At 66.3% G+C, this 12,940-nt stretch carries 10 protein-coding genes; 7 read left to right on the top strand and 3 right to left on the bottom strand.

Annotated features, from left to right (window positions below; genetic code table 11):
* The first annotated feature begins 10 nt into the window (after nucleotides 1-10).
* The 6 genes from QO207_RS25175 (at nucleotide 11) to QO207_RS25200 (ending at nucleotide 8,509) form a co-directional block, all read left to right on the top strand.
* Nucleotides 11-1,027: an AraC family transcriptional regulator gene (locus QO207_RS25175; RefSeq protein WP_301534987.1), complete on the top strand. Its 1,017-nt coding sequence runs from the start codon at nucleotides 11-13 to the stop codon at nucleotides 1,025-1,027.
* Between the two features lie 82 nt (nucleotides 1,028-1,109).
* Entirely contained in the window at nucleotides 1,110-3,257 is a 2,148-nt protein-coding gene (locus tag QO207_RS25180; protein ID WP_301534988.1) for a methyl-accepting chemotaxis protein, read from the top strand.
* A 459-nt stretch (nucleotides 3,258-3,716) separates the two neighbouring features.
* Nucleotides 3,717-5,381, top strand: coding sequence for an acyl-CoA synthetase (locus QO207_RS25185; RefSeq protein ID WP_301534989.1), 1,665 nt, complete (start codon nucleotides 3,717-3,719; stop codon nucleotides 5,379-5,381).
* 18 nt (nucleotides 5,382-5,399) lie between these two features.
* Nucleotides 5,400-6,170, top strand: a complete 771-nt coding sequence (locus QO207_RS25190; RefSeq protein WP_301534990.1) for a 3-hydroxyacyl-CoA dehydrogenase — start codon at nucleotides 5,400-5,402, stop codon at nucleotides 6,168-6,170.
* A 16-nt stretch (nucleotides 6,171-6,186) separates the two neighbouring features.
* Nucleotides 6,187-7,371, top strand: a complete 1,185-nt coding sequence (locus tag QO207_RS25195; protein WP_301534991.1) for an acetyl-CoA C-acyltransferase — start codon at nucleotides 6,187-6,189, stop codon at nucleotides 7,369-7,371.
* Between the two features lie 10 nt (nucleotides 7,372-7,381).
* Entirely contained in the window at nucleotides 7,382-8,509 is a 1,128-nt protein-coding gene (locus QO207_RS25200; RefSeq protein ID WP_138216671.1) for an acyl-CoA dehydrogenase family protein, read from the top strand.
* 537 nt (nucleotides 8,510-9,046) lie between these two features.
* Here QO207_RS25200 and QO207_RS25205 read toward each other — a convergent pair.
* Entirely contained in the window at nucleotides 9,047-9,979 is a 933-nt protein-coding gene (locus QO207_RS25205; RefSeq protein WP_301534992.1) for a LysR family transcriptional regulator, read from the bottom strand.
* A 167-nt stretch (nucleotides 9,980-10,146) separates the two neighbouring features.
* Between QO207_RS25205 and QO207_RS25210 the strand changes: the two genes are divergently transcribed.
* Complete coding sequence (locus tag QO207_RS25210; protein WP_301534993.1) at nucleotides 10,147-11,376, top strand: acyl-CoA dehydrogenase; 1,230 nt, start codon at nucleotides 10,147-10,149, stop codon at nucleotides 11,374-11,376.
* 310 nt (nucleotides 11,377-11,686) lie between these two features.
* Here QO207_RS25210 and QO207_RS25215 read toward each other — a convergent pair whose 3' ends face one another.
* The gene (locus QO207_RS25215) at nucleotides 11,687-11,887 is read right to left on the bottom strand and encodes a hypothetical protein (RefSeq protein WP_301534994.1); all 201 of its coding nucleotides are present in this window, start codon (nucleotides 11,885-11,887) and stop codon (nucleotides 11,687-11,689) included.
* Nucleotides 11,853-12,896, bottom strand: coding sequence for a TerC family protein (locus tag QO207_RS25220; protein WP_301534995.1), 1,044 nt, complete (start codon nucleotides 12,894-12,896; stop codon nucleotides 11,853-11,855). Before QO207_RS25220 ends, QO207_RS25215 begins: the two co-directional genes overlap by 35 nt.
* Nucleotides 12,897-12,940: the final 44 nt, after the last annotated feature.

Raw genomic sequence — 12,940 nt, forward strand, 5'->3', positions numbered from 1 at the left:
CCGGGGCGCCATGGGCGTAGAGAAGGGCACCATCTCCATCCGCCTGGTCAGCGAAGCGCTGGCCGAGTTTCGTCGCGCCGGCCGCGATGACGCTCCGCTATTGTCCGCCGCCGGCATCGCCCCGGAGCTGTTCGGCAAGCCCTATGCGCGGGTTTCCAGCCAGGCCTACGCACGGCTCTGGCTGCGCCTGGCGAAGGAGATGGACGACGAGTTCTTCGGCATGAACGCGCGACGGATGAAATCCGGCAGCTTCAACTTCATGACCGCCGCGGCGGTGCGCGAGCCGACCCTGGAAGCGGCGATGAACGCTGCACTGCGTTTCATGGGACTGGTGTTCGACGACTTCACCCCGCGCCTGACGCGCCAGGAAGGCTTGGCCGCCATCGTCCTCGATGAACCCGAGGGCCCGGCGCCGCGCGCCTTCTGCTACTTCACCCTGTGGCTGATGCTGCACGGCCTGGCCTGCTGGCTGGTGGGTCGGCGCATCCCGGTGCTGGCCATCGAGCTGCGCTGCCCGCAGCCGGACTTCATCGCCGACTACCGGGTGATGTTCAGCGAGAACCTCAACTTTTCCCGCCGCCAGTCGCGCCTGCTATTCAACGCCGAGGCGCTCGACCTGCCGGTGCGCCGCGATGAACGCGAGCTGCGGCGCTTCCTCGGTGGCGCGCCGGCCAACATCCTGGTGCGCTACCGCGACCCGCAGAGCCTCGCCGCACGTACCAAGGCCTACCTGCGCAGCCTGAAGTTCGAGCGCTGGCCGGACCTCGACGCCCTTGCCGGGCACTTCTACATGGCGCCCTCGACCCTGCGCCGCAAGCTCGCCGCCGAAGGGCAGTCCTACCAGGCGCTCAAGGACCAGCTGCGCCGCGACCTCGCCATCGCGCGGCTGGACAGCGGCGACGGCAACTTCGCCGACCTCGCGGAAGAGCTGGGTTTTGCCGACACCAGTGCCTTCTACAAGGCCTTCCGCAAATGGACCGGATCGACGCCCGGGCAGTACCGCGCGCTGATCCGCCAGGAGCCCTGAAATTTAAGGGCTCGGCTCAAGTAGCCGCCTTACAAGCCGATAAAACTCCCAAGAACTGCTTGTTGCTCAAGGACGCCACTCCATGCCCCTTTCCCGCCTTTCGATCCAGTGGAAGATCACGCTGCTGACCGGCCTCTGCCTGCTCTGCATCGTCTGCCTGCTGGTCGGCCTCTCGCTGTTCCGGATGAGCCACGACGCGCAGCTGATCAAGGCGGCCAACGCGGACATGCTCAAGGACGCGGCCAAGTCGCGGATGCAGGCGCGCAGTGAGCAGCAGGCGGAGATCATCCAGCGCTTCTTCACCGACGTTTACCACTTCGGCAACCAGTTCTCCCGCCAGGTCGCCCAGCTGCGCGAGCAGTCGATCAGGCACGGCGCAGAAGCCGGTGGCGTGCGCAAGGACCTCAACCAGCTGGTGCGCGACGGGCTGAAGAGCAACCCGAACCTGCTCAGTCTCTACGTGGTCTTCGAGCCCGATGCACTGGACGGCCAGGACGCCGCCTTCCATGACCAGCCCGATGCCGGCAGCAACGAGAAAGGCCGCTTCGGCGCCTACTGGGCGCAGAAGGCCTCCGGCGAGATGACCGGTCTTGCGGTCACCGAGGACATGATCGCCGACACCTCCGTCATGCTCGACGGCAGCCCGTTCAACACCTGGCAGCTGTGCCCGCTGCAGACCCGCAAGGCCTGCGTGCTCAACCCGTATTTCGACAGCGCCTCGGGCAGCAAGGTGCTGATGACCACCGTGACCTTCCCGCTGATCGACCAGGGCAAGGTCATCGCCGTGATCGGCATCGACATCAGCCTGAGCCGCCTGCAGCAGCTCAGCGTGGATGGCGACCGCCAGCTCTACGACGGCGCCGGTAGCGTCAGCATCGTCAGCCCGGCCGGCCTGCTCGCCGGCTACAGCAGCGATGAAGCGCTGCTCGGTCAGCCGCTGGCCAAGGCCATCCCCGGCCAGGCTGCCGAGCTGCTGTCCCTGCAGGCCGGCGGTCGTCCGCAGGTGCTGGAGCAGGATGGCCAGCTGCGCGTGCTGCAACCGCTGCTGCCGATCCCGGATGCCACCAAGCCCTGGGCCGTGGTCCTCGATGTACCGCAGGACGTGCTGCTGGCCCCGGCGCTGGAACTGCAGAAACAGCTGGATGAACGCAACTCCAGTGGCGCCCTGTGGCAGACCCTGTTCGGCCTCGCTGCCGCCATCGTCGGCCTGCTGCTGGTCTGGCTCACCGCCCGCGGCGTGACCCGGCCGATCCTCAATGTCGCCGCCATGCTGCGCAACATTGCCAGCGGCGAAGGCGACCTGACCAAACGCCTGGACTACGCCGGCAAGGACGAACTGGGCGAGCTGGCCGGCTGGTTCAACCGCTTCCTCGACAAGCTGCAGCCGATCATCCGCGACGTGAAGTCCTCGGTGCAGGACGCCCGCGCCACCGCCGACCAATCCTCGGAAATCGCCAGCCAGACCAGCGCCGGCATGCAGCAGCAGTTCCGCGAAGTCGACCAGGTGGCCACCGCCTCGCAAGAGATGAGCGCCACCGCCCACGACGTCGCCAACAGCGCCGCCATGGCCGCCGATGCCGCCCGCGGCGCCGATGGGGCGACCCGTGATGGCTTGAGCGTCATCGACAGCACCACCCGCTTGATCGACGAACTGGCCAGCGACATGAGCAGCGCCATGAGTCAGGTGGAAGGTCTGGCGGCGAGCAGCGAGCAGATCGGCTCGGTGCTGGAAGTGATCCGCGGCATCGCCGAGCAGACCAACCTGCTGGCGCTCAACGCCGCCATCGAAGCCGCCCGCGCCGGTGAGGCCGGGCGTGGCTTTGCGGTGGTCGCCGACGAAGTGCGCAACCTCGCCAAGCGCACCCAGGACTCGGTGGAGGAAATCCGCCAGGTCATCGAAGGCTTGCAGAACGGCACCCGCGATGTAGTCGGTGCCATGAGCAACAGCCACCGTCAGGCGCAGGACAGCGTGAGTCAGGTCGAGCAGGCGGTTGCTGCGCTGAAGCGCATCGGCGACGCGGTGGGCGTGATCACCGACATGAACCTGCAGATCGCCAGCGCCGCCGAGGAACAGAGCGCGGTGGCCGAGGAGATCAACCGCAACGTCGCCGGCATCCGCGACGTGACCGAATCGCTGTCCAGCCAGGCGCAGGAATCGGCGCAGGTGAGCCAGTCGCTGAACAAGCTGGCCAATCATCAGCAGGGGTTGATGGATCAATTCCGCGTTTGACCGCCTAACTCTGCCGCATGAGGCTCTTGTAGGAGCGGAGCTTCTCCGCGAAATCCCGGCGCAGCCGGGACATGGGTTGACCGGCCTGACGGCCGGTTCGCGGATAAGATCCGCTCCTACAGGTGAGCACGGTATTTAGCCGGTTGAGGTAGGAGCGGGCCATGCCTGGGATCGACCGGCGATACCGCAGTTCGGGCGGGTTCGCGAGCAAGCTCGCTCCTACAGGATTGCACCGTGCGCTCTTCGTAGGACCGAGGGGGACGCCTAGTTCTTGCTCGCGAACCGCACGGCACCTGACCCATCGCGGACGAAGTCCGCTCCTACGTATTTCCAACCATCGCGCTAAACCCTGGCTGTCCAATCCGCTCATCCAGATTGGCGGCTTTCGACATTGCCCGCGGGCCAGCGCGGCGGGAACATCAGGGGACTCCAGACAAGAACAAACCCAGGAGTTCCGCGATGCGTCCCCATACCGCCGCCACGGCCGAGTTCGACTACCGCGCCACCGCCGATGCCGTCCTGGCCGGCAACCTCGATGCCCTCAATGCCTGTGTCGAATGCTGCGACCGCCACGCCATCCCCGGCCGTGTTGCGCTGTTCTGGGAGGGCAAGGACGGCGACAGCGCCTCCTACACCTTCACCCAGCTCAAGGAGCTTTCCGGCCGCTGCGCCAGCTTCCTCCATGGCCTTGGCGTGCGCCCCGGCGACGTCGTCTCCGGCATGCTGCCGCGCACCCCGGAACTGCTGATCACCGTCCTCGGCACCTGGCGCCTGGGCGCGGTCTACCAGCCGTTGTTCACCGCCTTCGGCCCCAAGGCCATCGAGCACCGGGTCAAGCTGGCCGGCAGCAAGGTGGTGGTCACCGACGGCGCCAACCGCAGCAAGCTCGACGAGGTGCCCGACGCGCCCACGCTGGTGACTGTCGGCGGGCCGAAGGGGCAGGGCATCCGCCACGGCGACTACAGCTTCTGGGCCGAACTGGAACGCCACTCGCCGGACTTCGAACCGGTGCTGCGCAGCGGTGAAGACACCTTCCTGCTGATGTTCACCTCCGGCACCACCGGGCTGGCCAAGCCGCTGGCCGTGCCGCTCAAGGCCATCGTCGCGTTCGTCGGCTACATGCGCGATGCGGTGGGGCTGCGCGAGGAAGATTCGTTCTGGAACCTCGCCGATCCGGGCTGGGCCTACGGGCTCTACTACGGTGTCACCGGGCCGCTGGCCATGGGGCACCCGATCACCTTCTACGAAGGCGCGTTCACGGTGGAAAGCACCTGCCGCATCGTGCGCAAGTACGCCATCACCAACCTGACCGGCTCGCCCACTGCTTACCGGCTGCTGATCGCCGCTGGCGAGGCGGTGTCGAAACCGCTCAAGGGCCGCCTGCGCGCGGTGAGCAGCGCCGGTGAACCGCTGACGCCGGAAGTGATCCGCTGGTTCGCCAGCGAGCTGGGCGTGACCATCCACGACCACTACGGCCAGACCGAGCTGGGCATGGTGCTGGCCAACCACCACGAGCTGCAGCACCCGGTGCACATGGGCGCGGCCGGCTTCTCCATCCCCGGCCACCGCGTGGTGGTGCTGGACGAGCAGGGCAACGAGCTGCCCGCCGGCCAGCCCGGCGTGCTGGCCATGGACCGCCGCCAGTCGCCGCTGATGTGGTTCGCCGGCTACCAGGGCATGCAGACGAAATCCTTCGTCGGCGACTACTACCTGAGCGGCGACACCGTGGAGCTGAACGCCGACGGCAGCATCAGCTTCGTCGGTCGCGCCGACGACCTGATTACCACCTCCGGCTACCGCGTCGGCCCGTTCGACGTGGAGAGCGCGCTGATCGAGCACCCGGCGGTGATCGAGGCGGCGGTGATCGGCAAGCCGGACCCGGAGCGCACCGAACTGGTCAAGGCCTTCGTGGTGCTCTGTTCGTCCTTCCGGCCGGGCGCGGAGCTGGCCGAGGAACTACAACAGTACGTGCGCAAGCGACTGTCGGCGCACAGCTACCCGCGGGAAGTGGAGTTCGTCGACGAACTGCCCAAGACCCCCAGCGGCAAAATTCAGCGCTTCCTCCTGCGCAACCAGGAGATCGCCAAACAACGCGACGCAGCCGAGAAAGCGGCGGCTCACTAAGCACAGCGGAGAGACTTCATGCAGATCCAGAACAAGGTATTCCTCATCACCGGCGGCGGTTCCGGCCTCGGCGCAGCCACCGCAAAGCTGCTGGTGAGCGCCGGCGCCAAGGTAGTGCTGGCCGACGTCAATGCCGAAGCCGGCGCGGCCCAGGCCGCCGAACTGGGCGAGGCGAGCGCGCGCTTCATCCGCACCGACGTGTGCAGCGAGGCGGATGGCAAAGCCGCCGTGCAACTCGCGCTGGACGCCTTCGGTGCGCTGCACGGCCTCGCCAACTGCGCGGGCGTGGCTCCGGCGGAAAAGGTCATCGGCCGTAACGGCGTGCACGGGCTGGAAAGCTTCACCCGCACCATCAACATCAACCTGATCGGCACCTTCAACATGCTGCGCCTGGCCGCCGAAGCCATGGCCCGCAACGAGCCGGATGCCGGTGGCGAGCGCGGCATCATCATCAACACCGCCTCGGTCGCTGCCTTCGACGGGCAGATTGGCCAGGCCGCGTACTCCGCGTCGAAGAGCGCGGTGGTCGGTATGACCCTGCCGATCGCCCGCGAACTGGCGCGCTCGGGCATCCGCGTGATGACCATCGCCCCCGGCATCTTCGAGACGCCGATGATGGCCGCGATGCCCCAGGAAGTACGCGATTCCCTCGGCGCCAGCGTGCCGTTCCCGCCGCGCCTCGGCCGCCCGGACGAGTACGCCGCGCTGGCCCGCCACATCATCGAGAACACCATGCTCAACGGCGAGGTCATCCGCCTCGACGGCGCCATCCGCATGGCCGCGAAGTAAGCAGGAGGTCAGAGTCATGAACGATCCCATCGTCATCGTCAGCGCCACCCGTACCCCCATGGGCGGCTTCCTCGGCGACTTCAAGGACGTCACCGCCGCCACCCTCGGCGCAGCAGCGATCCGCGCGGCCGTCGAGCGTGCCCGCCTGGGCGCGGAAGAAGTGGATGAAGCCGTGCTCGGCTGCGTGCTCGCCGCCGGGCAGGGCCAGGCGCCGGCGCGCCAGGCCGTGCTGGGTGCAGGTCTGGCGCGTGGCACCCCGTGCTCCACGGTGAACAAGATGTGCGGCTCCGGCATGAAAGCCGCGATGATGGCCCACGACGCCATCCTCGCCGGCAGCGCCCGCGTTGCCCTGGCCGGCGGCATGGAGAGCATGTCCAACGCGCCGTTCCTGCTGGATCGCGCCCGCAGCGGCTACCGCATGGGCCACGGCCGGGTGCTCGACCACATGTTCCTCGACGGCCTCGAGGACGCCTACGACAAGGGCCGCCTGATGGGCACCTTCGCCGAGGATTGCGCCGAGAAATATGGCTTCACCCGCGAGCAGCAGGACGAGTACGCGATCACCTCGCTGACCCGCGCGCAGAAGGCCATGAGCGAAGGCCGCTTCAAGGACGAGATCGTCGCGGTCACCGTGAAGGCCGGCAAGGAACTGCGCGCCATCAGCGAAGACGAGCAGCCGCCGAAGGCCAGGCTGGACAAGATCCCCACCCTGAAACCGGCGTTCCGCGACAGCGGCACCGTGACCGCAGCCAACGCCAGCTCCATCTCCGATGGCGCCGCCGCGCTGGTGCTGATGCGCCTGTCCGAAGCCGAGAAGCGCGGTTTGACGCCGCTGGCGGCAATCCGTGGGCATTCGTCCTTCGCCGACGCACCGAACCTGTTCCCGACTGCCCCCGTGGGCGCGGTCGAACGCCTGATGCAGCGCACCGGCTGGGCGCTGGGCGATGTCGACCTGTTCGAGGTCAACGAGGCCTTCGCCGTGGTCGCCATGGCCGCCATGCGCGACCTGGACATTCCCCACGACAAGCTCAACGTCCACGGCGGCGCCTGCGCCCTCGGCCACCCCATTGGCGCTTCCGGCGCGCGGGTGATCGTCACCCTGCTGTCGGCGCTCAAGCAGTACGACCTCAAGCGCGGCGTGGCCTCGGTGTGCATCGGTGGTGGCGAAGCCACGGCCATCGCGGTCGAGCGCCTGGCCTAAGGAGCGAGAGATGATTCCCAGCGAAGAAGACATCCAGATCCGCGACGTTGCCCGCCAGTTCGCCCAGGAGCGGCTGAAACCTTTCGCCGCCGACTGGGACCGCGAGCACCGCTTCCCGGCCGAAGCGCTGAAGGAAATGGCCGACCTCGGCTTCCTCGGCATGCTGGTGGCGGAGCAGTGGGGCGGCGCACAAACCGGCCACCTGGCCTATGCCATGGCGCTGGAGGAAATCGCCGCCGGCGACGGCGCCTGCTCGACCATCATGAGCGTGCACAACTCGGTGGGTTGCATGCCCATCGCCAAGTTCGGCAACGACGAGCAGAAGCGCCAGTTCCTCGTGCCGCTGGCCCGGGGCGAGATGATCGGTGCCTTCGCCCTGACCGAACCCCAGGCCGGCTCCGACGCCAGCTTCCTCAAGACCCGTGCGCGCCGCGACGGCGACCACTATGTGCTGAACGGCAGCAAGCAGTTCATCACCTCCGGCAAGCATGCCGGCCTGGTGATCGTCTTCGCGGTGACCGATGCGGCCGCGGGCAAGAAGGGCATCAGCGCCTTCATCGTGCCCACTGACACGCCGGGTTATCGCGTGGTGCGCGTCGAGGACAAGCTCGGCCAGCATGCGTCCGATACCTGCCAGATCGCCTTCGATGACGTGCGCATCCCGGCCAGCTACCGGTTGGGCGAGGAGGGGCAGGGCTACGCCATTGCCCTGGCGAACCTGGAAGGCGGGCGCATCGGCATCGCCTCCCAGGCGGTGGGCATGGCCCGCGCGGCCTTCGAGTATGCCCGCGACTACGCCCACGAGCGCGAGACCTTCGGCAAGCCGATCATCCAGCACCAGGCCGTGGCCTTCCGCCTGAGTGACATGGCTACCGAAATCGCCGTGGCGCGGCAGATGGTCCACCACGCCGCCAGCCTGCGCGAAGCCGGCCTGCCGTGCCTGACCGAAGCCTCCATGGCCAAGCTGTTCGCCTCGGAAATGGCCGAGCGCGTGTGCTCCGCAGCGATCCAGACGCTCGGCGGCTATGGCTACCTGCAGGACTACCCGGTGGAGCGCATCTACCGCGACGTGCGCGTGTGCCAGATCTACGAAGGCACCAGCGACGTGCAGCGGCTGGTGATCGCGCGGAGCCTGTAAAGGGTTCGCCGGCAGACCCCGGCCTGTTCGTTGGACAGGCACTTCGGCAGGGCGGGGTTTGCGGGTGGCTTGTTTTTCTGTAGGAGCAAGCTTGCTCGCGAAGCATGCTCGCTGGGGATTTCCCGGTTGCGCGGTTCGCGAGCAAAAACGATGGCGTCCCCCTCGCTCCTACAAGTCCGGCGGGCGCTGGAGTGACGGTAGGAGCGGATCTTATCCGCGAAATCCCGGCGCAGCCGGGACAGCGATTACGCCGGGAATACCGGCCTTGCGGCCGGATCGCGGAGAAGCTCCGCTCCTACAAGAGCCGCCGCGGCGCAGAGTGCCAGGAATGGCAAACGTCGACGGGTGTAGGAGCGGATCTTATCCGCGAATCCCGGCGCAGCCGGGACAGTGGTTTACTCGGGAATACCGGCCTTGCGGCCGGATCGCGGAGAAGCTCCGCTCCTACAAAAGCCGCGCGGCACAGGTTGCCAGGGATGGCAAACGCAGGATGGCGTGGAGCGCAGCGATACCCATCGATGGACATCGCCTCAAACATCAAACGCGCTCCGCCGCCTCACGCGCTTCCCGCGCCGTCACCTGCTGGCACAACTCGATGATCTGTTCGCGCATCCAGCGGTTGGCCGGGTCCTGGTCAGTGCTTTCGTGCCAGTACAGGTGGGTTTCCAGCTTGGGCACGTCATTCACCGGCAGGTCGACGAAATGCAGGCCGTGGTGGCGGGCGAAGCGCTCCGGCACGGTGACCACCATGTCGGTCTGCTGCACCACGGTGGACGCCATCAGGTAGTGCTGCGAGCGCAGGGCGATCTTGCGCTGCAGGCCCATCTTGCCCAGCGACAGGTCCACATAGCCCAGGCCGCTGCGGCGGCTGGAAATCTGGATGTGCGCCACCGACAGGTACTCGTCCAGGCTCAGCTTGTCCTTGGCCAGCGGGTGGCCCTGGCGCATGGCGCAGACGTAGCGGTCTTCCATCAGCTTGACGTGGCGCACCTGCGGGTCGGTATTCAGCGGTGCGTCCACGGCGAAGTCGAGGCGGCCGGCGGCCAGTTCCTTGGTGGTCTCGCGGCGCTTGGAGAGGAAGCTCTCGATGTGCACGTTCGGCGCCAGGCGGCGCAGGCGCTGGAACAGCGGCGGCAGGACGATGGCCTCGGTGAGGTCGGTCATGCTGATGCGGTAGGTCTTGCTCGCCTGGGTCGGGGTGAAGGTACGGCTCTCCTGCACCGAGACGCGCAGCAGCTGCAGCGCGTTGCGCACCGGCCCGATGATGTTCTGCGCCATCGGCGTGGGCACCATGCCTTGCGCGGTCCGCACGAACAGCGGGTCGTTGAAGGTTTCACGCAGGCGGGCGAGGGCGTTGGAAACGGCCGGCTGGGTAATCCCGACTATCTGTCCGGCGCGGGTCAGGTTGGCTTCCGTGTAGATCGCGTCGAAGACGATGAACAGGTTCAGATCGACCTTGCTGAGGTTCATTCCAGGGCTCCGCTTGTAGTTGTTCTGCGGCCGATCATACCCGAACGAACGCTCAGGTCCATACGGGTTATGAATGTTCATTGATTCGGATAATAGGCTGGGTAAATGCCTTGGGCTGTTCTAGCATCATCACCACACAAACAACCGCCGCCAGAAGGTTAGCCCCCATGGATTTCGCTTATTCCGCCAAGGTTCAAGACCTGCGTGAGCGCGTTACCGCGTTCATGGATGCCTATGTCTATCCCGCCGAGAAGGTGTTCGAGGAGCAAGTGGCGCAAGGCGACCGCTGGCAGCCCACGGCCATCATGGAAGAGCTCAAGGCCAAGGCCCGGGCCGAAGGCCTGTGGAACCTGTTCCTGCCCGAGTCCGAGCTGGGTGCCGGCCTGACCAACATGGAATACGCGCCGCTGGCGGAAATCATGGGTCGCTCGCTGATGGGCTCCGAGCCCTTCAACTGCTCCGCGCCGGACACCGGCAACATGGAAGTGCTGGTGCGTTACGGCACCGAAGAGCACAAGCGCACCTGGCTGGAGCCGCTGCTGCGCGGCGAGATCCGCTCTGCCTTTGCCATGACCGAGCCGGGCGTGGCTTCGTCCGACGCCACCAACATGGAAGCCAACGCGGTGCGCGACGGTGACGAGTGGGTCATCAACGGCCGCAAGTGGTGGACCTCCGGCGCTTGCGATCCGCGCTGCAAGATCATGATCTTCATGGGCCTGACCAACCCGGACGCACCGCGTCACCAGCAGCACTCGATGATCCTGGTGCCCACCGACACCCCCGGCGTGAAGATCCTCCGTCCGCTGCCGGTATTCGGCTACGACGACGCCCCGCATGGCCACGCCGAAGTACTCTTCGAGAACGTCCGCGTGCCCTACGAGAACGTGCTGCTCGGCGAAGGCCGCGGCTTCGAGATCGCCCAGGGCCGCCTCGGCCCAGGCCGCATCCACCACTGCATGCGCTCCATCGGCATGGCCGAGCGCGCGCTGGAACTGATGTGCAAGCGCTCCGTCAGCCGTACCGCCTTCGGCAAGCCGCTGGCGCGCCTGGGTGGCAACATCGACCACATCGCCAACTCGCGCATCGAGATCAACCAGGCCCGCCTGCTGACCCTGCATGCCGCGTACATGATGGACACCGCCGGCAACAAGATCGCCCAGAGCGAGATCGCCCAGATCAAGGTCGTGGCGCCCAACGTCGCCCTGCAGGTGATCGACCGCGCCATCCAGATGCACGGCGGCGCCGGTGTCTCCAACGACACCCCGCTGGCGTACTTCTATGCCATGCAGCGCACCCTGCGCCTGGCCGACGGCCCGGACGAAGTGCACCGTGCCGCCATCGGCAAGTTCGAAATCGGCAAATACGTGCCGCGTGACGCGCTGCGCAGCAGCCGCTGATCCCCGGCATTAATGAAAAAGGCCCGCTGATGCGGGCCTTTTTCATGGGCGGAAGGTAACGCTTTTCGTAGGAGCGGACTCCGTCCGCGATGGTTTCCGGCGCGAAGCGGACCTATCGCGGACGAAGTCCGCTCCTGCGTTCGGGCCATGGGTAGGGCGAATAACGCCTAAGGCGTTATCCGCCATCGCTGTCACCGGCGGATAACCCGTTCCGGGTTATGCGCCCTACGTGCAGCTTTTCGTAGGAGCGAGCTTGCTCGCGAACAGCCTCCCACAACGAACAAGGCCAGCTTGCGCTGGCCTTGTTCGTTCATTGCTCGGAAGAGGGCTCCGGCCCGTCGGTCTTCGCCCGCTGCTCGATCAGCCATTCCCGCCGCGTGTGCAACTGGGCGGCAAAGGCCCGCGCGGCGGCTTCGTGGGGGAAGCGCAGCGCGCGGCGACCGAGGCGGACCTGCCAATAGGCCTGGCCACGAAACTCAACGGTTTCGATCCTCACCTCCAGCGCTTGCATGCATCCTCTCCTGGCTGACGATTTCCAGCGGTTCCTCGCTGGCGCGGCGGGTCTTGAGCAGGGATAGCAGTATGCCACCCGCCAAAAGGCCGAAGGTTACGCCAAGGGACAGGGCTGCGGGAACCTTGCCGATGAATCCGTGGAGGAAAATCTTCGTGCCGATGAATACCAGCACCAGCGCCAGGGCGTACTTCAGGTAGACGAAGCGGTGGATCATCGCCGCTAGCGAGAAGTACAGGGCGCGCAGGCCGAGGATGGCAAAGATGTTCGAGGTGTAGACGATGAACGGGTCCTGGGTGATGGCGAAGATCGCCGGCACGCTGTCCACGGCGAACACCAGGTCGGCCAGTTCGATCAGGATCAGCGCCAGGAACAGCGGGGTGGCGTAGCGCACCAGCTTGCCCGAGGCGTCCGGCATCTTCACGAAGAAGTGGTGCTCGTGAATGGTGTCGGTCATGCGGATGCGCTTGCGCAGGAACTTCAGCACCGGGTTGTTCGCCAGGTCCGGCTCGTCGTCATGCTTGCTGAACAGCATCTTCACGCCGCTGAACAGCAGGAAGGCGCCGAACACGTACATGATCCACTCGAACTCCTTCACCAGCGCGGCGCCCAGGCCGATCATCAGCGCGCGCATGACGATGGCGCCGAGGATGCCCCAGAACAGCACCTGGTGCTGGTAGCGGCGGGGGATGCCGAAGAAGCCGAAGATCATCGCCATGACGAATACGTTGTCCATGGACAGCGACTGTTCGACGAGGAAACCGGTGTAGTACTCCACCGCGCTGGTGGCGCCGAACTCGTACCAGACCCAGCCACCGAAGGCCAGGCCGCAGGCGAAGTAGCCGGCAGACAGCATCAGGCTTTCGCGCACACCGATTTCATGGTGGTCGCGTTGCAAAACGCCCAGGTCGAGTACCAGCAGGAGAATCACGATGGCCAGGAAGGCCAGCCAGAACCAGGTGGCGGTTCCGAGGAATGGTTCGGTCAAAAAGGCGTGCAGAGCTGTCATTTGGCCCCTCCCTTAGTGTCGTTGTCGAAAAGTGACTCCGACAT

Source organism: Pseudomonas sp. CAN1 (assembly GCF_030462585.1).
In the GTDB taxonomy this organism is placed as follows: Bacteria; Pseudomonadota; Gammaproteobacteria; order Pseudomonadales; family Pseudomonadaceae; genus Pseudomonas.

Excerpts from the sequence above, each read along its gene's own strand:
- QO207_RS25205 (WP_301534992.1), bottom strand. The coding sequence starts at position 9,979 with ATGAACCTCAGCAAGGTCGATCTGAACCTGTTCATCGTCTTCGACGCG.
- QO207_RS25195 (WP_301534991.1), top strand. The coding sequence starts at position 6,187 with ATGAACGATCCCATCGTCATCGTCAGCGCCACCCGTACCCCCATGGGC.
- QO207_RS25215 (WP_301534994.1), bottom strand. The coding sequence starts at position 11,887 with ATGCAAGCGCTGGAGGTGAGGATCGAAACCGTTGAGTTTCGTGGCCAG.
- QO207_RS25185 (WP_301534989.1), top strand. The coding sequence starts at position 3,717 with ATGCGTCCCCATACCGCCGCCACGGCCGAGTTCGACTACCGCGCCACC.
- QO207_RS25175 (WP_301534987.1), top strand. The coding sequence starts at position 11 with ATGGGCGTAGAGAAGGGCACCATCTCCATCCGCCTGGTCAGCGAAGCG.
- QO207_RS25220 (WP_301534995.1), bottom strand. The coding sequence starts at position 12,896 with ATGACAGCTCTGCACGCCTTTTTGACCGAACCATTCCTCGGAACCGCC.
- QO207_RS25200 (WP_138216671.1), top strand. The coding sequence starts at position 7,382 with ATGATTCCCAGCGAAGAAGACATCCAGATCCGCGACGTTGCCCGCCAG.
- QO207_RS25190 (WP_301534990.1), top strand. The coding sequence starts at position 5,400 with ATGCAGATCCAGAACAAGGTATTCCTCATCACCGGCGGCGGTTCCGGC.
- QO207_RS25210 (WP_301534993.1), top strand. The coding sequence starts at position 10,147 with ATGGATTTCGCTTATTCCGCCAAGGTTCAAGACCTGCGTGAGCGCGTT.
- QO207_RS25180 (WP_301534988.1), top strand. The coding sequence starts at position 1,110 with ATGCCCCTTTCCCGCCTTTCGATCCAGTGGAAGATCACGCTGCTGACC.